18 protein-coding genes and 5 tRNA genes are annotated in these 20958 nt (G+C 49.4%); 6 read left to right on the top strand and 17 right to left on the bottom strand.

Annotated elements, in window-relative coordinates; translation table 11 throughout:
- Together FJ023_02725 and FJ023_02730 are read right to left on the bottom strand one after the other, a co-directional pair.
- The coding region (locus FJ023_02725) for a PAS domain S-box protein (GenBank protein MBM4446255.1) at positions 1-3508 on the bottom strand (3508 nt) is incomplete at its 3' end.
- Positions 3509-3917: 409 nt separating this feature from the next.
- Positions 3918-3993 (bottom strand) — tRNA-Ala (locus tag FJ023_02730).
- 105 nt (positions 3994-4098) lie between these two features.
- Here FJ023_02730 and FJ023_02735 point away from each other — a divergent pair.
- The 3 genes from FJ023_02735 to FJ023_02745 are packed head-to-tail and all read left to right on the top strand — an operon-like array spanning position 4099 to position 5668.
- On the top strand, positions 4099-4785 hold the full coding sequence (locus FJ023_02735; GenBank protein MBM4446256.1) for a hypothetical protein: 687 nt from the start codon (positions 4099-4101) through the stop codon (positions 4783-4785).
- Positions 4786-4835: 50 nt separating this feature from the next.
- Positions 4836-5339, top strand: coding sequence for a rubrerythrin family protein (locus FJ023_02740; GenBank protein MBM4446257.1), 504 nt, complete (start codon positions 4836-4838; stop codon positions 5337-5339).
- Between the two features lie 41 nt (positions 5340-5380).
- Positions 5381-5668, top strand: a complete 288-nt coding sequence (locus FJ023_02745) for a 2TM domain-containing protein (protein ID MBM4446258.1) — start codon at positions 5381-5383, stop codon at positions 5666-5668.
- A gap of 153 nt (positions 5669-5821) precedes the next feature.
- Here FJ023_02745 and FJ023_02750 read toward each other — a convergent pair whose 3' ends face one another.
- The 6 genes from FJ023_02750 to FJ023_02775 form a co-directional block, all read right to left on the bottom strand.
- A complete protein-coding gene (locus FJ023_02750; GenBank protein ID MBM4446259.1) occupies positions 5822-6253 on the bottom strand; it encodes an amino acid-binding protein in 432 nt (143 codons plus the stop codon).
- A 34-nt stretch (positions 6254-6287) separates the two neighbouring features.
- Positions 6288-6818 carry a 2-oxoacid:ferredoxin oxidoreductase subunit gamma gene (locus FJ023_02755; GenBank protein ID MBM4446260.1) on the bottom strand — a complete coding sequence of 177 codons (531 nt, stop codon included), beginning with the start codon at positions 6816-6818 and terminating at the stop codon, positions 6288-6290.
- Positions 6808-7563: a 2-oxoglutarate oxidoreductase gene (locus FJ023_02760; protein ID MBM4446261.1), complete on the bottom strand. Its 756-nt coding sequence runs from the start codon at positions 7561-7563 to the stop codon at positions 6808-6810. Before FJ023_02760 ends, FJ023_02755 begins: the two co-directional genes overlap by 11 nt.
- On the bottom strand, positions 7560-8633 hold the full coding sequence (vorB, locus tag FJ023_02765) for a 3-methyl-2-oxobutanoate dehydrogenase subunit VorB (protein MBM4446262.1): 1074 nt from the start codon (positions 8631-8633) through the stop codon (positions 7560-7562). Before vorB ends, FJ023_02760 begins: the two co-directional genes overlap by 4 nt.
- The gene (locus tag FJ023_02770; GenBank protein MBM4446263.1) at positions 8623-8832 is read right to left on the bottom strand and encodes a 4Fe-4S dicluster domain-containing protein; all 210 of its coding nucleotides are present in this window, start codon (positions 8830-8832) and stop codon (positions 8623-8625) included. Before FJ023_02770 ends, vorB begins: the two co-directional genes overlap by 11 nt.
- A gap of 281 nt (positions 8833-9113) precedes the next feature.
- Positions 9114-10544: an MFS transporter gene (locus FJ023_02775; GenBank protein ID MBM4446264.1), complete on the bottom strand. Its 1431-nt coding sequence runs from the start codon at positions 10542-10544 to the stop codon at positions 9114-9116.
- A gap of 226 nt (positions 10545-10770) precedes the next feature.
- Between FJ023_02775 and FJ023_02780 the strand changes: the two genes are divergently transcribed.
- The 3 genes from FJ023_02780 to FJ023_02790 all read left to right on the top strand — a co-directional run bounded on the left by FJ023_02780 (position 10771) and on the right by FJ023_02790 (position 14262).
- Positions 10771-11820, top strand: coding sequence for a hypothetical protein (locus FJ023_02780; GenBank protein MBM4446265.1), 1050 nt, complete (start codon positions 10771-10773; stop codon positions 11818-11820).
- A gap of 169 nt (positions 11821-11989) precedes the next feature.
- On the top strand, positions 11990-13594 hold the full coding sequence (locus FJ023_02785; GenBank protein ID MBM4446266.1) for a long-chain fatty acid--CoA ligase: 1605 nt from the start codon (positions 11990-11992) through the stop codon (positions 13592-13594).
- A 107-nt stretch (positions 13595-13701) separates the two neighbouring features.
- Positions 13702-14262, top strand: a complete 561-nt coding sequence (locus FJ023_02790; GenBank protein MBM4446267.1) for an HdeD family acid-resistance protein — start codon at positions 13702-13704, stop codon at positions 14260-14262.
- 169 nt (positions 14263-14431) lie between these two features.
- Here the strand turns inward: FJ023_02790 and FJ023_02795 are convergent.
- From FJ023_02795 to FJ023_02835, 9 genes are all read right to left on the bottom strand, one after another.
- Positions 14432-14507, bottom strand: a tRNA-Val gene (locus FJ023_02795).
- 4 nt (positions 14508-14511) lie between these two features.
- Positions 14512-14587, bottom strand: a tRNA-Arg gene (locus FJ023_02800).
- A 1-nt stretch (position 14588) separates the two neighbouring features.
- Positions 14589-14674 (bottom strand) — tRNA-Leu (locus FJ023_02805).
- A gap of 1 nt (position 14675) precedes the next feature.
- Positions 14676-14748 (bottom strand) — tRNA-Val (locus FJ023_02810).
- Positions 14749-14913: 165 nt separating this feature from the next.
- Positions 14914-15309: a hypothetical protein gene (locus FJ023_02815; GenBank protein ID MBM4446268.1), complete on the bottom strand. Its 396-nt coding sequence runs from the start codon at positions 15307-15309 to the stop codon at positions 14914-14916.
- Between the two features lie 24 nt (positions 15310-15333).
- Complete coding sequence (locus FJ023_02820) at positions 15334-16155, bottom strand: SDR family oxidoreductase (protein MBM4446269.1); 822 nt, start codon at positions 16153-16155, stop codon at positions 15334-15336.
- 14 nt (positions 16156-16169) lie between these two features.
- Positions 16170-17177 carry an NAD-dependent epimerase/dehydratase family protein gene (locus FJ023_02825; GenBank protein MBM4446270.1) on the bottom strand — a complete coding sequence of 336 codons (1008 nt, stop codon included), beginning with the start codon at positions 17175-17177 and terminating at the stop codon, positions 16170-16172.
- Between the two features lie 173 nt (positions 17178-17350).
- On the bottom strand, positions 17351-19807 hold the full coding sequence (locus FJ023_02830; protein MBM4446271.1) for a hydrogenase iron-sulfur subunit: 2457 nt from the start codon (positions 19805-19807) through the stop codon (positions 17351-17353).
- Positions 19808-20956 carry a (Fe-S)-binding protein gene (locus FJ023_02835; GenBank protein ID MBM4446272.1) on the bottom strand — a complete coding sequence of 383 codons (1149 nt, stop codon included), beginning with the start codon at positions 20954-20956 and terminating at the stop codon, positions 19808-19810. It lies immediately after the preceding gene.
- Positions 20957-20958 lie beyond the last annotated feature (2 nt).

The following is a 20958-nucleotide window of genomic DNA, read 5'->3' on the forward strand; positions in this document are numbered from 1 at the left end:
CCAAATCGCTCCTGATGTCCGCTGGGATGTCCTCTCGGTCCATAAGCAACTGGGCATAGCCAGTGACTGCGGTGAGAGGATTATTTATCTCGTGGGCAACGCCGGCTGCCATCTCGCCCACAGAAGCCAGGCGGCTGGTAGCTTGAGCCTTTAGCTCCAGTTGTCTCCTGTCATCTTCAGCCTGCTGGCGCTCGGTAATATCACGACCGACGCCCCGAAAACCGATAATTCCCCCTACCTGGCTGCGCAAAAGAGAAACGGAGGCCTCGGCAAATCCTACGCTCCCATCCTTTCTGATGACTTTCCAGAGAAAGCCTTTATTCGGCTCGCCCGTTCTGAAGACCTGGTTAAAAGCCTCATACACGTGCTTGACATCATCTTCAGCCGTAAAGCCCCGATAATTCACCCCCAGTAGCTCCTCCATGGAATATCCCAGGTTGCGGCACGTAGCATCATTGACGAAGGTGATATTGCCGGCAAGGTCTACCTCAAAATAGCTATCCTCCATTTGTTTGAGTATAGTCCGGTATTTTCCCTCGGATTGCCGCAGCGCCTCCTCTGCCCGCTTGCGCTCGGTGATGTCACGGGAAATCCCTATTAGCCCGATAGGACGACCATTCTCATCACGCAGGAAGGTCACTATCATTTCCACCCAGACCGTAGAGCCGTCTTTGCAGGTATGTTCAAGTTCTAGCATACGCGATCTAGTCAAATCCTTCTGTTCCGTGCCTTCTATGGCTAGTTCCTCCTCAAAAGCCTTCATAACCACCTCAAGTGAGGACGGAGTAAAGATTTCCTCCACTGACTGAGACATAACTTCTTCAGCGGTATAGCCCCGGACCTGCAAAACAGATGGGCTCATATAGGTGAACTGCAAATTCATATCCATGGTCCAGATGATGTCTCTGGCATTCTCGGCGAGCAAGCGATATCTCTGTTCGCTCTTTTGCAGCATCTCCTCCGCCCGCTTGCGCTCGGTGAGGTCGCGGGCAATTCCCTGACACGCGTAAAGTTTTCCCTCGCGGTAGATAGCAGATGCTGTGGCCTCCACATCCACATACCCACCATCCTTACGCCTCAGCCTGAACTCATATGCCTGTCTCTGAGTCCCAGTATCTCTCACCTCTTCGAGGGCGGCCAAAGCCTTAGGTAACTGGTCTTCGCTCAATAGGGAAGCAAAATTGAGACTAGGGATGTCTTTTCTGTCATAACCCATCAATTTCAAGGCTTCATCGTTGGCGTCGAGAAAATTGCCTTCAAAATCATGTAAGTAAACGCAATCAGGTGAGCGGTCGAACAACGCCCGATACCGCTCCTCGCTCTCCCGCAGTGTCTTTTCCGCCTGCTTGCGCTCGGTGATATCCTGCGCGATCCCTCTGATGACTAATGGATTGCCTGCCTCGTCCAAGATGAGTTCACCCGCTTCGGCCCATACCACGCGCACCATCCCGTCGGGCCAGATGACGCGGTATTCCAGCGGCATCGGCTTCTTGTCTTGGGTTACCGAAAGGTTTGCCCGCTCGACTGCAGCGCGGTCATCAGGATGGATGGCGCGGGCAATAACATCGGCTAAATCGCCGATGAAGTCGTCTTTATCAATGCCGAAGATACTATACATCTGCTCCGACCATTCCAACTGGTTGGATTGGATGTGCCATACCCAGTTTCCCACATTGGCGACTATCTGGGCTTTTTTCAGTTCGGTTTCAGATTCGCGAAGCCTCTCTTCCGCCCGCTTGCGCTCGGTGATATCACGGACGAATACAAACATCCGTCCACCGTCAGTTGACAAATAGTTGACACTTATCTCAACGTCAACAATCTCGCCATCCTTACGTCGGTGACGGGTTTCAAAGCGGTCGTGGCCAACCTCCTTTATCTTTCGGATGCGTTGGGCTGTCTCCTCTGGTTTCTCTACAGCTTCAACATCAGGTATTGACATATTTAGAAGCTCTTCACGGCTGTAACCTGTCAGATGGCAGTAAGCCTCGTTCACATCTAAGAAGCGCCCCTGCATATCCACCAGCCAAAAACCATCTATGGTGGTGCGAATGATAGCCTGGTACTCCTGTTCCCGGGCTTTGCGCTCGGTGATGTCACGGATGATTTCCTGGAGGTACGTTTTATTTTCTATCTTGATGCTCCGGCCGCTGACTTCCACAGGAAAAGTGGAGCCATCTTTGCGTTGATGTATGGCTTCTGCTATGATTGCGCCTTTTTGCTGGATTTTACGTAGCTGTGCCTGATATGTGGGTAGGCCTCCGGGTGATATGAGAGCCGCCAGCGGCAGGCCTAGCATTTCCCGTCGCGTGTAGCCGTATGCTTCAAGCGCCTGGTCATTAACTTCGACGATGTGTTGATCCTCAGCGATCAAGAGGATGATGTCATTGGCGTATTTCACCAGATACTCAAAGTGGCGGCGCAGTGCCTGAGCCTCAATTTCTGCCTGATACAATGTCTGATACACCAGCCTTTGCCTCCGCTGCCAGATGAGCCCGATGACGGCAATCGCAGCAGCCAGCAGTCCAGCGGAGAAAGCTATAATGAGACTAGACCCAAAGCGCCATGCCGAGAATGCCTCGCTGGTATCGATTTTGGCTACCATATACCACGGAGAATCGGGGATATGCTTCAGGGCAGCTAATACCTCTACTTCGCGGTAATCCTTGCCCTCAACGACTCCCTCTTTACCCAGGACAGCCATGACAGCGGGGGCTTCCTGTTGGTTCAGAGGGATTCTCAGTTTAAGCGCGGTGTCTTTCTGGAAGCGTAAATCGTTCAAAAACAACACCTGGTCGCCATCGCGTTCCACCAGCAAAATCTCGGCGGTCTCGCTTGGTACGGGCTGGGACTGTATCAGCGGATAAAGGTATTGAGAGGGGTCGATACAGAAAACCACGGCGCCTAATGCCGACTGCGAATCTTGCCCCCAGGGAAAGAGCGGCGCAATCACATCCAGATGTGGGGAATTGCTGTCCGGAGGATAATGGAAATCGACCATGACGGCTTTATGCTCTTTGATGGCAACTGCCAGTTGTGACAATGTCACATCGCTGAGGCGATGCACATTATCATTGAGGCTTAGAAGCACCTTACCATTCACGTCAACCAGCAGTATATCCTGGTATGGATATGATTTCGCTATGATTGCTAACCTGGCAAGAATTTTATTTTTAATCTCAGTGTCAGTCGGCGAAGCCACATACCTTTCGACCCCTTCTGTGAAGAATGGGCTTTCCACGAGCATATCGGCATCCATCAACCTTTCAGCACGCCACTCCACAATCTGCTCCGCCTTCAATTGAGCCACGATTGACAGTCCACTCTCAATACGCTGGCGCATCTGTTGCTCCTGGAAATAGTAAAATACATATCCTCCAAGCAAAATGACCACTGCCACCAGTGCTATCATCAGGTGGAACCTGTAAGGTGAAAGGGGACTTGTGCTTTTAGGGGTGCCGTTTAGCGGAGCTTTAAATTTTTCCTTACCCAGTGGTTTTCTTGCCACCGTCTCCTCCTTACAAGAGAAGTTGCAGGTTAAATACGCAATCTGTTGCCACAAACAAAAAGGGGCAGGCGAATACCATTTTGAAATCCGACCATCGTGTATTCGCTTTGCCCTTCTCCATGCTCATGCCCACCTGCACGCCTTACAAAACGAGAGCCTATAGCTAAGCTATGTCATCGTCTCTCTTTATTCATTCTATTGTGCTCGCATATAGTTGTCAACAGATAGAATGTACCAACACCCACGTGTCATCGCGAGCGGTTGTAGGGACACACCTTTAGATCTATCCGCTTTGGCTGATTGTCATGGCAAAGGGCTGGCAATGACAACGAATATTATAGGTGTATGACCTGTGCCAGATTATAGACACGCGGTTGCGGGGTTCTATGAGCTGATACTATTGCCTAACTGGTGGAGCTGAGGGGATTCGAACCCCTGACCTCCTCCGTGCAAGGGAGGCGCTCTCCCAATTGAGCTACAGCCCCGTATGCTAGTTCATTATACTAGCAAGCAGCTCGCCTTAACAAGCTCGGCTTGGCGTGTATTTTAGCTGGTGTTATACATATTAATGTGGTGGTATAATCTACCAAATGCGTTTCACTGTGAGCGGCAGGCACGGGAAATTACTGACTACCCTCTTAGCGGGGGGCCTGGGGAATCTCCTCGCCCTTTTATCCACTTCGCTTATATCTACACAACCACAAATCGCCTTCGATTTGTCACATCTGGCGACCTTTGCCATCGCCATACACTTCGGGCCGTATTACGGGTTGCTTGCCGGAGCTACGGTAGCCATATATCCCTATGTTAAATTTGGCGTTCTGGGCGCCTATGGCCCCGTGGTAGGACTTTCCATAATAGTCGGCAAAGCGATGACAGGGCTAGTCTGCGGAGTGCTGGCCCGCAGGATGCGTCCCTACCTTGCTGTGCCACTCTCCTTTATACCTGAATCTCTGTTTACCCTTGCTTTTCTAAAGGCGGTACAGGTATGGATGCTGCCGGATGCACTGACGGGGAATACGATTTCAGACATACTGATCAAAGGCTGGGTTGAGGTTCTAATCATGTCGTTTATATTAGAGACGGTGACTCGCAGGCATGTTGTTGAGACTGCCGTACTACTGCTGGAGATATTTATCATAACACTTTTGGTGCATAAGGAGGGGACGCATACGCTGGCCCTTTTGCTGGTGACGGTCTTCGTTATCATGATTACCATCGATTTGATCGGGCAGTATCGAGGTAAAGACAAGAAGGGTGCCAATGGCTTCAAGTAGCATGTGATTTAGATTAAAATATAGTTAATTAAACTATCAGGAGGGGGATTATGAGCAAAACCAATGAGAATCTGCAAGAAGCGTTTGCCGGAGAAAGCCAGGCCAGTCGCAAATACCTGTATTTTGCTGAGAAAGCTGACGAAGAGGGGCATAAGCAGATAGCAAGATTATTTCGCGCTGCATCGGACGCTGAGACAGTCCATGCCCGGAACCACTTAAAGGTCATGCAGGGGATAAAGTCAACCAAGGACAACCTGAATACGGCAATCGGTGGGGAGAACTACGAGTTCACCAAGATGTACCCCGAGTTCATGAAGCAGGCTGACGCCGAAGGTGATAAGAAGGCGAAAGACAGCTTCGACCTGGCGAATACGGTTGAGCAAATTCATCACCGCCTATATCAGGCTGCTCTATCTTTGTTAGAAAAAGGTCAGGATATGACTGAGCAGCCAATTTATGTTTGCCAATACTGCGGCAATACAGTCGAAGGTGAAGCTCCTGATAAATGCCCCGTCTGCGGAATGCCCAAGAAGATGTTCAAGCGAATCGACTAGATGCTGCATCCCAACAGCAATTCAAATAAAGGAGGTGAGCTATGTCGAAGAAGATGTCTGAAGAGGAAATCCGCGAAATAGCCACGCAGAGGGTGCGAAGAAGGAGGGGATTTTACTCCCATCTGACCGCATACGTCCTCGTCAATTTGATGCTTGTAGCCATCTGGTACTTTACAGGCGCAGGTTATTTCTGGCCGATGTGGGTGATGCTGTTTTGGGGAATAGGGTTAGTGTTCAATGCCGTAGCCGTCTTTGTAAAAAGTGATATAGGGTCAGAGAGGGCAGCGGTAGAAAAAGAAATAGAAAAAATCAAAAAAAGCGGCACTTAGCTTTAGAACTCATCTGCCCAAATAGGCGAATAAGATTAGCCACCTGGCAGAGCAGTGTGGACAGTTACCGAACTTTGCTTTGAGAGGAAACTGTTGGCTACGGGTCTACAGCAGTCGCTCCGCTGAAATGTTAATTGCGCTGGCAGGTATATATTAAAGTGAATAGATTTCTTTGCCAAAAGTATGGACCCAATTCTTATTTAGAGCCTCTATTGCCCCTTTGGTTTCGTCCACTCCGATGATGACTATGGGCTGTCCGCTTTCGCCCCTGCCTAGATAGGTATAGAAATAGAGAACATTAATTTTAGAATCACGCAGTGGCTTTAGCACGGCCTGGAGACCTCCGGGATGATCAGGGACTTCCACTGCTATTACATCGGTTTCGTGTACAGAATAGCCTTGGCTTCTCAGCACGTTAGCCGTTTTCTCCGGGTTATCCGTTACAAATCTCACAGTACTAAAATCGGATGTATCAGCCACTGAAATAGCTCTGATGTTTATTCCCTCTCTTCCCAGACACTCGCTCACCGCCAAGAATTTACCGGGCACATTTTCCAAGGTTACTGAAATCTGCTTTACGGACATTGATTACTCCTCGATTAAATATACTTAACTCATTTTAGAAAAGGCCATATCCTGCCCTTAAGGCCTTTTCGTTAATAGCTAGTAATTTTTGTTTCATGCCTAGAATATCCTTCAGCGTTTCAATCACGCTAGACAGGGAAACCAGGCTGCTCCTTTTGGTGAATGCGCCCAGCATCACCATGTTGGCAGCTTTCGGATTACCCAACTCTTCGGCAATACTATTTGCTGGCACCCTAACGATATTAATGTCACCTCTTGAGATTGCAGATTCTACCAAGGAGGAATTGATGAAAAACAAACCACCTGACTGAATTTGGTTCTGGAATCTAACTGCAGAGGGTTGATTCATGGCAATAATAAATTCGGGTGATGAAGCCACCGGAGATGCGATCTCATCATCTGATATGACCACGGTGCAATTGGCAGTACCGCCACGGACCTCAGCGCCATAGGAGGGCAGATAGGTTACATTTTTGCCTTCGAGCATTGCTGCCTGGGCTAAATTTAGCCCCATGGACATAACACCCTGACCTCCAAAACCGGCAATGACCGTTTTAATCAGCATCACCTCTCTCCGTGATGTCTTTTATCACACCTAACGGAAATACCTTTGTCATTTCTTTGTCTATCCATTGCCATGCTTCATAGGGGCTCATCTTCCAATTGGTGGGGCAGGGGGATAGTATCTCCACCATGGCGAAACCAAGCTTGCCAAGTTGCACCTGGAAGGCCTTGTGGATTGCCTTTTTGGTTTTTCGGATATTGGCTGGGGAGTTTACCGCCACCCGCTCTATGTAAGCCGCACCCTCAACTAGGGCCAAAATTTCGCTCATCTTTATGGGATGACCTTCCAAAATAGCATCCCGTCCGTAAGGCGTAGTGGTCGTCTTCTGCCCCGAAAGTGTAGTTGGGGCCATCTGCCCACCGGTCATACCATAGACGGCGTTATTGATGAAAATGGAGGTTACATTTTCTCCTCTGTTGGCAGCGTGTATAGTCTCGGCGGTACCGATGCCAGCAAGGTCACCGTCACCCTGGTAAGTGAAGACAACTGCTTCAGGGAAAGCCCGTTTGATGCCGGTAGCCACGGCAGCACCCCTCCCATGTGCTGATTCCGCCATATCCACGTCGAAATAGTAGTAAGCAAAAACAGAACAGCCTGGAGGTGGGATGCCGATGACTTTATCCTGAAGGTTCATTTCGTCAATAACTTCACAGATAAGTCTATGGATAATAGAGTGCCCACACCCCGGGCAATAGTGGAAGGTATTTCTCTTCAGCGATTTAGGCCTGGTAAATACTTTCTTCACTTATTCAATCCCTTCTGATAATAAAGACGTGAGATCACCCGAGCCACTTCGCTTGGTGTGGGAATTACCCCTCCCGGCCTTCCATAGAAGGAGACTTCCCCTTGTCCTTCCAGAGCCAATTGCACATCTTCCAACATCTGCCCCATGTTCATCTCGAAGACCAAGAATTGCTTCACTCCCTTCGCCAATTCCTTCGCTGCTTCGTAAGGGAACGGCCATAGAGTGATCGGCCTCAGCAGTCCAACCTTTAAACCTTCCGTTCTTACCGTCCTGATAGCTCCTTTAGCAATACGGGCTGCTATGCCAAAAGCAACTACTATTAACTCAGCATCTTCTGCCAAAAATGTTTCATAGGCAGTCTCATCTCTTTTGATTAACTCGTATCTTCTGAATAAGCTCCAGTTGATCTCCTCCAGTTCGGCTGGATTTGAGGTAAAGGTCTTTATAAATTTGCTGGGACGTCCCCTTGCGCCCCTCAGTGCATCACTCCTGATTGGCAATTCTGCTGGGGCTTCATGTTTGAATTCCACCGGCTCCATCATCTGGCCTAGAATGCCATCTCCGAGGATAATGACGGGAATCTTGTATTTGTCAGCGAGGTCAAAGGCTTTATGTGTGAGGTCTGCCAGCTCCTGGACTGATGAAGGCGCTAAAACAATTGTCCTGTAATCTCCATGACCTCCACCTCGAGTGGCCTGAAAGTAGTCTGATTGAGCAGCAACTATGCTTCCTAATCCCGGACCACCTCTGGACATATTGGCAATGACTGCTGGAAGCTCGCAGGCTGCTAGATAAGAAATTCCCTCCTGTTTTAGACTGATACCAGGACTGGATGAAGAGGTCATTGTTCTGACCCCAACCAAGCTGGCTCCATAGACCATGTTTACAGCAGCAATTTCACTCTCTGCCTGAATGAAAGAGCAGCCCTTCCTTCGGCTCAGATGAGTAGCCATATACTCGGTCAGCTCGTTCTGAGGCGTTATGGGATATCCGAAGTAGCTTTGGCAGCCTGCTCTGATGGCTGCTTCTCCGATAGCTGCGTTCCCGGTCATGAGGACCTTAGCCACGATACACCTCTATTGCTACTTCCGGGCAGACCAATGCACAAATAGCACACCCAGTACATTCGCCATTGTCATTAAATACAGCCGGCAGATAGCCATTCATATTTAATTTATCAGAAAGAGCAATAATGCCCTTGGGGCAGAAAGAGATGCAAAGTTCACACCCTTTGCACAGATCACGGGAAATTTCAATAGATCCTTTCATTTTAGGCTCTATTCTTAGAAGTTAGCACAGATTCACTGAAAATCGGATGAGCCGCGCAAGATTCGTATAGCTCTCTATTCCAGTTTTCCTATAATTGTATGCACAAATGTCCGTAATGACAAGTTTCTCGATATAACCAGTATCCAAAAAGGGCGCTGTCATGGCGCTAAAAGGAGAATTAACAATGAAGCGGAGTGCACTCCTCAACCGAACAAATACATCATATTTGGACCATATCAGTAGTTTTGCCTGAGAATATCGACCCCCTCTGATTTATCTGGCTATAGAGCTCCCTTTTTTTCACGGAGGGCCAAATTAAGAGCCAGAAGTACACCACCTAATCCAGCACCGAAAAGAAATATGGCGTGGAAACCAAGAACAAAAGCCTTCGGAGGCAATGAATGAGCGGTAATACCTGCAGGCAAAATGCCCTCACTCGCAATCACTGAAAGAAAGATGAGTGTAAAAACTGCTATGCCCATCACTGCCCCGACATTCCTCATCGTGGTCACAAGACTGTTCATTACACCTTCACCGCCTTTGGCACTCATGCCCATGATGAGATTGAAGTTTGCCGGCATTATAAGCCCGATTCCAATTCCTTCAAGAGCTAGAGCTATGATTATGTAATACAGTTCTGTCTTGGTGCCCATTATGGCAAACATAAGGAAGGCCGTGATGAGCACCGCAGACCCGAGGATACAAATGGGACGAGAGCCAATTCGGTCAGAAAGGAAGCCAGCTATCGGACCGCAAACCATCATGAAAATGGTAGGCACCAGCAGGATAAGCCCGGCGATGTTGGTGGCAAAACCTTTTTCAAGCTCAAAATAGAAGGGAAAGGCATACCACGAACCCTGGCCCACTAGAAGAATAAGGAGCGCAATAGTTACTGTCATAGCGAAGTTCTTATCCCGAAAAAAGTTAAGATCGATTAGAGGGAACTGAGTCCTTTTTTCGTTAAAAATGAAACCAGCCCATGTCGCCACGGAAATGATGATGCTTATAAGGATGAGCCAGGATAACCATCCAACGTTGTTTCCCATATTCAAGAAGAAAATAAAGCTGACAAGGGCAACAAGGAGAAGGCAGGCTCCGGACATATCGAATTGCCCTTTCCTGAATCCCCGGGTATCTCTGGGCAGTACGACAATGCCGAGTATGATAGCGATGATACCTACTGGGACATTTATAAAGAATATCCAGTGCCAGCTATAAAACTGGGAAATGAAACCGCCAAGAGGTGTACCAGCAGCGAGACCTACTGCGGCGAAGGTGGTAAGCACACCGAAGGCAGTGCCGCGAATTTTCCCTGGCAAGTATCTGACTATCATGGCTCCACCGATTGCCTGCAGCATTGCAGCTCCGATCCCCTGAAGAACACGAAAGCCGATGAGTAGATATATTGTTGAAGACAAGCCACATAACAGCGAACCTAGTGTAAAGATGGCAAAACCTGCGACATAAATCTTTTTGTAACCACGAATATCTGCAACTCTGCCGAAGGTGATGAGTGTACTCGAGAGAACAAGCAAGTATGCCATTGCCACCCAGGAAACAGTGGCTACATCACAATGGAAATATTTTGAAATGGTAGGAAGCGAGATATTAACGATAGTGGCGTCGAGAGCTCCCATGAATGAGGCAAGTGAGATTAAGAGTAAAATAAGCCATTGACGGGAGCTCCCTTTTGAATTATTAGAGTGACTCATTAAAAACAAGCCGCGAGGCAAGGAATGAGATGAGTGATATCTCTCTAAACCAAGACAATATAAACTAATCAACAAAATTCCGCAATATCGTTGATAATCAGCCAGGGCATATATTGATACTGGACAATACTATCTTGACTCGGCTGCTCCCTTAAATGTATGATATGGCAAGAAATATTGTGCACAAATTATATGAGCACCAAATATTATAAGGAGGAAATATAATATGACAGAAGAGGTCTATAAGAAACTGGCTGATGCGCTTAATGCCCGCAGCATGACGTATCCCTCCATACCTTGCGAAGAGTTCTACGTTTTGGCTAAAGAGCTCTTTAGCCCGGAGCAGGCCGAGATTGCCTCAAGCATGCCCCTCGATCCAGTGACAGATGAGGAACTTGCCAGTAAGATGAAATTGGGTGATGTCGGTCGACTAGGAAAGCAGCTAGAGGAAATGGCAGACAAAGGCCTGGTGCGGGTCAAAGAGAGCGATGGCAAAAGATTGTATGAGTTCATGCCCCTCGTGCCGGGCATTATTGAATTACAGTTTATACACGGCCGAGTTGACGAGCGCACCAAGCGTTTGGCGCAACTCTTTAGAAGCTATGCCAAGGCGCTGAAGAACCTGATGATGACAAGCGCACCACCTGCCAGCGTCGATATGGCTGCGGCTAGAAAAGTCTCAGTGGAGGAGGAAATCCATGAACTTCCCACGATTTTGCCTTATGACGAGGTCATGAAGCTTATAGATACGACGGAGTATATCGCCGCAGGAACTTGCGTCTGCCGACATCAGGGTGACCTGATGGATAGGCCTTGTGACAGACCAAAGGATAACCTGTGCATGATCTTCGGTCCATCGGCACAGTTCGCCAACAGTCATGGCTTCGTCCGTCTCCTTTCCAAGGAGGAAGCCCGACAGAGAATAGACGAGGCGGAAAAAGCCGGCCTCGTCCATAATTATGCCAACAGTCACGATAGATATCTCGATCTACTGTGCAACTGCTGTGGCTGTCACTGCTTTATATTAAGGGGTGCCAAGCGGTCTCCCGTGCCCAGTCAGGCCTTCATCGCCAACTGGGTTATCGCCATAGAAAACGATGCCTGCGTTGGTTGCGGTGCCTGCATTGACAGGTGCTGGATGGAGGCCTTGAAAATGGAAGGCGATTTGGCACTGCGTGATGCCAACCGCTGCATCGGCTGCGGTATATGCAGATATGTATGCCCAACCGACGCTATGAAACTGGTGCGCAGAGAAACAGTCGCTGCGAAGAGCTAAGATAGCTTCACTAAGAACAACTAGGGGAGATATATACCGTTCCATAATATCTTTCGTGCTGTTCCAAATGCTTGGCTTGCCATATCGATAGTTTTACACCATATAGCCCTTGACTCCCAAGACAATGCCCCGATAACCTTAGGCACTAGATGACAGATAGAGGTGGAGAATGAATCTAGCAAGGCTAATGGAAGATAATACTGCAAGGTTTGGTGAATATGAGTTTGTCTACTTTGAAGGGCAGTGGCATACCAATGTTGAAATGAACCGCATTGCTAACCGGTTAGGCAATGCCCTGAAGAGCCTGGGAGTTAGGAAAGGAGACCGGGTAGGTGTTCAGTTGCTGAACTGTCCCCAGCTAATACAGACATTTTTCGCTACTTTCAAAGTTGGGGCGACATTAGTTCCGGTGAACCCGTCGCTGCGTGCACACGAACTTACCTACATGTATCAGGATGCTGGTATGGTAGCCTTAATCAGTAGCCTAGACTACATCGACATGATAAGAGAAGCTTGCCGCGAGGTGCCCCTGCTAAAGAATGTAATCTTGATCGGAGAGGAAATTCCGCAGGATGCCATATCCTACGACAAAATCATTAAGCAGAGTTCAGATGAGCTGGTCACGGAGGACACTGATAACGACGACCTGGCTGTCATACTTTACACCGCCGGCACCACAGGAAGACCAAAAGGAGTCATGCTTACACATTATAACTGGTATACTAACATTTCCGGGTATTATGAATTGGTATTACTGGATAACAGGGGCATCACCCTAAAGGGGAGGATTAGAGAGAGGGATGTCAGACAGGGCAAAATAGTTAAGAAGGAAGTAGAAGTTTTTGGCGTAGACCGGAACCGCATCTGTCTAATAACTCTGCCTCTATTCCACGGGTACGGTATATTCGCGGTGAATCTTGAGTTCCTGACTGGAGGCAAGCTAGCCATACTTAGGCGGTGGGATGCCGAAGAAGCGATGAAGTGTATTGAGCAATTCAAGGTCACTGAATTCCGCGGCGTGCCCACCATGTATATCCAGATACTTAACCACCCCGGCGCCGGGAAATATGATTTGAGCTCCCTGCAGACCTGCGTCTGTGGTTCTGCGCCTATGCCTCTGGAGGTGGCTCGCAGGTGGAGGGAGAAATACGGTATTGATATCTGGGAAGGATATGGGCTGACTGAAGCCACCATTGTCAATTGTAGTAATTTAGCCGGAAGACGATTGCCCAAATATGGCTCCATTGGCAAATGTTACCAGAAGTGTAATAGTATCAAGATATTCGACCAGAATGACCAGGAGCTTCCCTCTGGAAAAATAGGAGAGATAGTTATCAAAGGTCCGGGAGTTATGAAGGGTTACTGGAATAAACCTGAGGAAACAGCAGAAGTGCTTCGGAACGGCTGGCTTTACACCGGTGATGTAGGGTATACCGACGAAGATGGCTACATTTATCTCACCGAGCGAAAGAAGGACCTTATCATCCGTGGAGGCGAGAACGTTTACCCCAAGGAAGTAGAGGACGTCCTTCATAAGCATCCTCAGGTCCTGGAAGCTGGAGTTGTTGGCGTTCCCGACCCGGTTTACGGCGAGGAGGTAAAAGCATTCGTCGTCCTAAAGACTGCAGGGGCAGCCAGTGAGAAGGAGCTCGTAGACTTTTGCAAGAAGCATTTGCCCACTTATAAGAGGCCGAAATCAATCCACCTCATGGACTCATTGCCAAAGAGTGCAGTTGGCAAGATATTAAGAAGAGAGCTAAGAACAATGGGGTGAGTATCATCCTTGATAATCAACCAAGAAATACATCTCGATAGCTGCTGTCCGCTGCTTGACACCTATTGTTGAACTAAATACAATGTCGAATTTCAGGGGGTGATATCATGAGCGAAACTATTGGTTTGTTGTTCCCGATCGACAAAAAACACTGGTGGCAGGTGGCGGTGCGGGGGTTCATTGCCTTACTGTTTGGCATTTTGCTCCTTGCCTGGCCCGGAGTTAGCCTATTTATATTTGCCATTCTCTTCGGTGCCTTCGCTTTCGTAGATGGTATCTTCACACTGGTGGCTGCGGTTAACTACACGGCTGGGGCAGGACAGCGCACCTGGCTATTTATCCGGGGCATTTGCGGTATCATCGTCGGCATCGTTACCTTTTTCTGGCCCGCAATTACAGAGGTGGCATTAGTGCTCCTTATTGGCGCCTGGGCGCTGGTCACCGGCGTAATGGAACTCAATTTTGCCTTCAGGTCTGTCAGGGAAACAGGCGCCAGATGGCTATTTGCCATAAGCGGCATCCTTTCCATAATTCTAGGTATCCTGTTACTGATACGTCCTATAGCTGGCATCATTGCAGTAATATGGTTAATAGGGGCTTACGCCGTGATAGCCGGCATACTGCTTATCATCCTCGGGTTCAGGCTGCGCAGCCCAAAAGCTAGTTAAAAGATATTAAGAATAGGCGCGCATTAACCTCTTCGTTAGCTTAATCGGCGTTAAAGAGACTGGTAATCCAATGGGTTTGTTTAGTGGAATTTTACCTCAGGCTAACCATGCCATAAACGAAATTACAGCAATAAAACCCAAAAGCTAGACAATAGGTAACACGTACGAATGGTGGGCGATAGTGGACTTGAACCACTGACCCCCTGCGTGTAAAGCAGGTGCTCTAACCACTGAGCTAATCGCCCAAAATGGTACGCCTGGTGAGATTTGAACCCACGACCTCAGCCTCCGCAGGGCTGCGCTCTATCCGCTGAGCTACAGGCGCATGGTGCCGAAGGTGGGATTTGAACCCACATATCCTTTCGGACACTACGTCCTGAACGTAGCGCGTCTGCCATTCCGCCACTTCGGCCTGGGCAGTACTGGATTTGAACCAGTGACCTCTTGCGTGTGAAGCAAGCGCTCTAACCGCTGAGCTAACCGCCCGAAACATACCTATTTTAGTCGGAAAACGGAGCTTTGTAAACTAAGGCTTTATGGGGTAATCATCTTGGGCGGCACGAGATTCTTCGGTCGCTCCGCTCCCTCAGAATGACAACAGCGAAGCGCTTAGAATAACAGAAGGCGAAGGGCTGGCAATGAAACGGCGATTTACCTATTGCGCCAGATGATAATGACCCCAAAGGCCACACACCAGGCATTTATGAAAGCGTTCAAAACCAGGTCCAAAACAGAGGCGAGGTAAATACCGTTCTGAAGGTTAAAGCTGAAGTCCAACAGCCCGAGGAAGATAAGCCCGCCGGCAGCAATGAGTGAGAGAGTCCTTCCCAGCGGATTTTGCCTCAGCAAGAGGATTCCCGAGACGAGGAGCAGAAAAGCGAGACAGATATCGGGCAAGGGAAAGGCATGCTCGTAGGCAAAATAGCACTGGGGAGGGTTTTCTGGGGCTAGGCCGACGGTAAAGAACGCTATCCAGAAGAGTATGAGCCCGGCTGCGGTGACTATCTCTAATATCGGTATTACTCTGTCCTTATTAGTATTGCTCATTCTGTTCTCCTACACCTATTGGTGCTAAAGCTTCTTTGCCTGCACCTTCTTTATGCTGCTGTCTATCACGAACTCAACCAGCCCAGGGAGCAGGCGCTTCAGCAGGAATATCGACTTCCCATCAAAGCCGGGAATAATATACTTTTCCTCTTTTCTCATACCTTTAAGCAGGGCATGGGCCACTTCATCCGGCTGCCTAAGCTTGGCACCAGCAGAGATGGCTTTGGTCTCCTCTGGTTTCGTCTTGTTTTCCTCGTGGAAGCCCGGGGTATCCGTATCTGGCGGACAGAGCACAGACACCCTTATGCCGTATCGCTTCAGCTCGCTCCTCAAGGCCTCAGAAAAACCGATGATGGCGAACTTGGAAGCACTGTAATCGGTATAGCCGAAAAGGCCGATGAAACCCGCTATAGAAGACACATTCACGATGTAGCCGCCACGTTGCTTCATATAAGGCACGAGCGCGGAAGTGGTGTGCCATATCCCGTAGAAGTTTATCTTCATGGTCTCGTCGAACTGTTCATAGGTTACTTTTTCGAAGACAAAAGGGTAAGCTCGCCCGGCGCAGTTGATAAGCACATCAGGCACGCCGAATTCAGCTACAGCCCTGGACATGACCACCTTAACCTCATCCCAATTAGAAACATCCGTTTGCCTGCAGGCAAACTGCTGCGAATTGGAAACCTTATTGCCCTGTATTTCCTTAAGGGCTTGTTCGAGGTGGTCTTTTCTCCGGGCAAAAATGATGATGTGGGCACCTTCTGCCGCCAGTACTTTCGCTGTGGCCAGGCCGATGCCACTGGAGCCACCGACAATATAAACTATCTTCCCACTAAAGTCCTTCATATTACTTCTGTTTCTTACTTCTGTTTCAGCGTTGTGAGGTCAAGGGTCTTCAGCCAGGCCATCGTCTTATTGAATCCCTCGCTGTAAGAAATTTTTGGCTTCCAGCCTAGCTCGCGCTCAGCCTTGGCTATAGAGAACCTGAGCCTGGAACCGAGATTCTTCACCGTGTAGGTGGTAAGAAGAGGCCTGGTCTTCCTCCGCAGCAGTTTCCACATGAATTCCATCACCATCGCCGCCCCATAAGCCACGGAATATGGAATGTAGGTAGCGGTGGGAGGAACACCCAGCGATTTGGCGATTCCAGCACAAAAGCTCTCCAGCGTGGTATATTCACCATCATGCACCAGGTAAGCGTTGCCCACAGCACGTTTATCCTCAGCAATCAGCATCAAAAGGTCCACCAGATTTTCGATGTACGTGGGCCAGACGATGACATCCTTGCGCCAGAAGATGAGTTCCCGCTTCACTATGGCGTCGGCAAGGAGCGGCACAAAGGTCCTATCACCCTCACCGAAAACCCAGCAAGGATAGACCATAGTCACAGGAAGCCCATGCTCTCTGTAGTATCGCCAGCAAATCTTCTCGGCTTCGATCTTGGAGTCGGAATAAGGCTCATGCCAGGGCTGCAGCGGGAAGATTTCGTCCATTACTTGAGACTCATCCAGACCGAAGACATCGTTGGTGCTCATATCTACAAGTCGCGAGACTCCAGCCTCCAGACTGGCTTTGCAGATGTTCTCCGTACCGCCAACTGTGACTTCTTGAAATAGTCTCTTAGGTGCCCAGTCTGTAACCACTGCGGCGCAGTGGAAGATTATGTCCACTCCAGATGCCGCCCTTCTCACCGCTTCGTAGTCACGGATATCGCCGGTTACAATCTCCACGCCCTTGGATTTAAGCAGCGAAGCCTCTGGGTCGTCGGGGAGCACCAAGGCACGGACTTGATGCCCTTTGGAAAGATTGGCCTTAACCAGATGGCCACCAATGAATCCTGTAGCTCCAGTAACTAATACCCTCTTCACCTTATTCCCCCTAAAAGAGCTGTCATTTAGCTATTCTTTCTTAGCTGGTAACCGGCGTACGCTGTTCGATTTGCACCTGGGGCAGACCCGCTCCTGAAGCCCCTTTTTGTCATCGGTAGTCATTTTATATTCGAAGCCGCAGTGGAGGCATCTGAGTTGCTCTTCCATCTTACTCACACCTTCGCTGTATCGCCGAGCTCTTCCTCGACTTCCAACTCCTCTGCTGCCAGCTTCCGTTCGGAAAGCACCTTTCGGGCATAGGATATCTCCTCAGGCGTGACTTTCTGGCGCATCTCCTCAAGCTGGCGCATTATCTGAGCAAACCGGGGCCCTTCAGCAGCGCTTATCCATTCCAGTTGCAGCCGTTCAGGACGAATACCTAGTTTTTCCAGCTTGTCCCACAGCTTATCAGCCCGGCGCATAGTCCAGTGATTAGCATTGATATAATGGCAGTCACCTAAGTGACATCCGGAGAGTAGCACCACGGGGGCACCTTTTTTGAAAGCATGGAGAATGAAGCTCTCATCTACCCTCCCGCTGCACATGGTACGGATGAAGCGGTTATTTGGTGGGAATTGCATCCTGGATACTCCGGCCAGGTCGCTGGCGGCATAGCTGCACCAGTTGCACAAGAAAGTAATAATCTTTTGCTCAGAGTCTGTCTCCAGGGCAGCATCTATCTGAGCAAGCACCTGGGCATCACTGAAGTGTTGCATGGTTACGGCATCGAAGCGGCATTCAGCAGCACAGGTGCCACAGCCGGCACAGGCGGCAGCTATCAATTGAGCTCCAGACTTAGCCTTGACATCTACCTTTATTGCCCCATAAGGACAGACGCGGGCACAGACACCGCACGAGGTGCAGTTGTTAAGGTCTACTATCGCTTTGATAGCCTCACCTTTGATGACACCGGCATTGAGGAGGATGGAACTACGGGCAGCGGCAGCCCCGGCTTGAGTAACACTATCCTTTATGTCCTTGGGCGCTTCGACGCAGCCGGCGAAGAAGATGCCTGGCGTCGGTGCATCTACCGGCTTGAGCTTGGGATGAGCTTCCATTAAGAACCCATCGCTGGTTTGAGACAGGTTCAGAACACCGATGAGCCGCTTCAGGTCAGCCTTTGGCTCAAGTCCCACCGAGAGTATCACCATATCCAGCTCGTACTCCTCCACCCGTGCCGTTGTGGTATTCTCCACCTTGACGAGGAGATTTCTGGCCTTCGGGTCTTCCTTAATTTCGCCAGGTATGCCTCGGATGTAGCGTACACCAACCTCTCTGGAGCGGCGAACCAGGTCTTCAAATCCCTTACCGAAGGCGCGAATATCCATATAGAAGACGAAAATCTCGGCGTCCGGGTCATGCTCCTTGATGAGCAAACTGTCCTTCACTGTGTTCATACAGCACACGTTGGAGCAGTAGGGATAACCGCGGTTCTCCGTTCGTGAGCCTACGCACTGTATAAAGCCAATGCGCTTAGGGGTTTTGTGGTCAGTGGGACGTACCAGATGACCTTCAGTAGGTCCGCCTCCGCATATCAGCCTCTCAAATTCCATGCTGGTGATGACATTCTCAAAACGAGTATAGCCGTACTCATCAAGCTGAGTCGGGTCATAAACATCCATGCCGGTGGCTACGATTATGGTACCAACTTCAAGCTCTATTATCTTGTCCTGCATGTTCAAATCTATACACTTCTTCTCGCAGGCATCCACGCATTTGACGCAGGCGACAGGTTTGTTTCCCAGACAGTGCTCCATGTCGATGAGGAAAGCTGAGGGCACTGCTTGAGGGAAGTCGATATAGGCTGCCTTGCGCGAGGAAAAGCCCTGCTGAAATTCATCGGGTAGCACTACAGGGCAGACCTCAGCACACTTGCCACAGGCGCTGCATGAGTTCTCATCCACGTATCGGGCTTTCTTACGGACTCTGACTTTGAAGTTACCCACGTAGCCAGATACATCTTCCACGCTACTGTAGGCAAGCAGCCTGATTCTGGGATGGCGACCCACATCCATCATTTTGGGCCCGAGCACACATATAGAACAGTCCATTGTGGGGAATGTTTTGTCAAGCTGAGCCATAATGCCACCAATAGATGGCCTCTCCTCCACCAGATACACCTGATGTCCAGCATCAGCGAGGTCCAACGCCGCCTGAATCCCAGCCACACCACCACCGATAACCAAAGCAGCATCAGTCACCGGGATTTCCATCTCCTGCTGCGGCTGGAGAAGTCGAGCCCGGGCTACCGCCATTTTAACAATATCTGCAGCTTTTTTAGTAGCCGACTCGCGGTCATAGAGGTGCACCCAACTACAATGTTCCCTGATGTTAGCCATTTCCAGCAAATAAGGGTTAAGCCCAACCTCAGCTACGCACTTACGGAAGGTGGACTCATGAAGTCGTGGGGTGCAAGAAGCTATGACTACGCGGTTCAGTCTGTGTTCATTGATATGTCTGTTAATTTCTACCTGGCCGGGGTCAGCGCAGGTATACCGATTTCTCACCGCAACTACCACGCCAGGAAGCTCTTCTGCCGACCGCCGTACCTCTTCTGTATCCACAGATCCGGCAATGTTAAGCCCGCAATCACAAATAAAAACGCCTATCCTGAGTTCTTCTTCAGCCAATTAGCCTGCCTCCTGGTCCAGGGATCGGGCTGCCAAACTAGCCAGGTCCTGTATATCAATTTTGGGCATTTTCCCGTTTCGGCTTCGCTGGGTACATTTCAAGTGAATTTGGCACTTTGGACAAGAAGTCACCAGCATCCCAGCTCCGGTAGCCTCTGCCTGGGTAAGGCGCTCATCCTGTATCTGTCGGTTTGTTGTTCCACAATGTACCCAAGAGCTTGCCCCACAACACAGTGCTCTCTCCCGGCTCTGCTCCATTTCCACCAAACTCAGGCCGTCCACTGCGCTTAATATCAGGCGAGGTGAATCAAAAATCCTCAAGCCTCTCCCCAAGGTGCAAGGGTCCTGATAAGTAGCCTTTTCCTGTAGTTTACCAAGATGTAGCTCGCCGCTCTGTAGCAACGGAGCTACAGCCTCTGTCCAATATACCACTTCAGCGACTGTGCTGCCCAGCAATTTTGGATAGTCAACCTTCAACGAATAGTAACATTCAGGGCAGGTGGTGATGATTCTTTTGACGCCGAGGCGGTTAAATTCATCCACATTGGCCTGTGCCAGAGACACAAAGCTTTCTTTATCTCCCTGGAGGAGCAGGTCACGTCCGCAGCAACGCTCGTTAGCCAGAAGATTAAAGGATATTTTAGCGCGGTTAAGCAACCGCAGTGCTGCCTTCACACCCTTCAGCGTATTCACTCCTAGGTCTCTGAACATAATGTCGAAATAGGGCGCGCAGCCCACGAAAAATATGGTGTCATATTGTGCAGATAGCTTGATATCCGGCGTTAGCCAGCCCAGACGTTCCTGGTGCACGTTTTCTCCGTTCATCAGATGCATCATTGACTGTAATGCCCCGCCATGACTGCACTGCGCCTGAGTTCCCTTAATAAGTGCCTCAGTTCTCAAAATACGAATGAACTCCGGAAATTCTACGCGATAATTGCAACGCTCCAGGCACATATAGCAATTAACACAGGACCAGATTGTCTCATCCTGAAAATTCCGGTCTTTCTGCTCCATGTTTCTCTGGACTATAAGTCGTGGGTTGAACTCTGGATTATACCGAGCAACCGGACAGACCACCGTACATTTGCCGCAATCAAGGCAAAGATGTATTCGTGTATCCTTTATTTCCTGCTTGTCTTTAAACATTG

This window comes from Chloroflexota bacterium (genome assembly GCA_016875875.1).
Taxonomy (GTDB): domain Bacteria; phylum Chloroflexota; class Dehalococcoidia; order GIF9; family UBA5629; genus 9FT-COMBO-48-23.

Excerpts from the sequence above, each read along its gene's own strand:
- FJ023_02780 (MBM4446265.1), top strand. The coding sequence starts at position 10,771 with ATGACAGAAGAGGTCTATAAGAAACTGGCTGATGCGCTTAATGCCCGC.
- FJ023_02750 (MBM4446259.1), bottom strand. The coding sequence starts at position 6,253 with ATGTCCGTAAAGCAGATTTCAGTAACCTTGGAAAATGTGCCCGGTAAA.
- FJ023_02745 (MBM4446258.1), top strand. The coding sequence starts at position 5,381 with ATGTCGAAGAAGATGTCTGAAGAGGAAATCCGCGAAATAGCCACGCAG.
- FJ023_02735 (MBM4446256.1), top strand. The coding sequence starts at position 4,099 with ATGCGTTTCACTGTGAGCGGCAGGCACGGGAAATTACTGACTACCCTC.
- FJ023_02740 (MBM4446257.1), top strand. The coding sequence starts at position 4,836 with ATGAGCAAAACCAATGAGAATCTGCAAGAAGCGTTTGCCGGAGAAAGC.
- FJ023_02835 (MBM4446272.1), bottom strand. The coding sequence starts at position 20,956 with ATGTTTAAAGACAAGCAGGAAATAAAGGATACACGAATACATCTTTGC.
- FJ023_02785 (MBM4446266.1), top strand. The coding sequence starts at position 11,990 with ATGAATCTAGCAAGGCTAATGGAAGATAATACTGCAAGGTTTGGTGAA.
- FJ023_02755 (MBM4446260.1), bottom strand. The coding sequence starts at position 6,818 with ATGCTGATTAAAACGGTCATTGCCGGTTTTGGAGGTCAGGGTGTTATG.
- FJ023_02815 (MBM4446268.1), bottom strand. The coding sequence starts at position 15,309 with ATGAGCAATACTAATAAGGACAGAGTAATACCGATATTAGAGATAGTC.
- FJ023_02790 (MBM4446267.1), top strand. The coding sequence starts at position 13,702 with ATGAGCGAAACTATTGGTTTGTTGTTCCCGATCGACAAAAAACACTGG.
- FJ023_02775 (MBM4446264.1), bottom strand. The coding sequence starts at position 10,544 with ATGAGTCACTCTAATAATTCAAAAGGGAGCTCCCGTCAATGGCTTATT.
- FJ023_02820 (MBM4446269.1), bottom strand. The coding sequence starts at position 16,155 with ATGAAGGACTTTAGTGGGAAGATAGTTTATATTGTCGGTGGCTCCAGT.
- FJ023_02770 (MBM4446263.1), bottom strand. The coding sequence starts at position 8,832 with ATGAAAGGATCTATTGAAATTTCCCGTGATCTGTGCAAAGGGTGTGAA.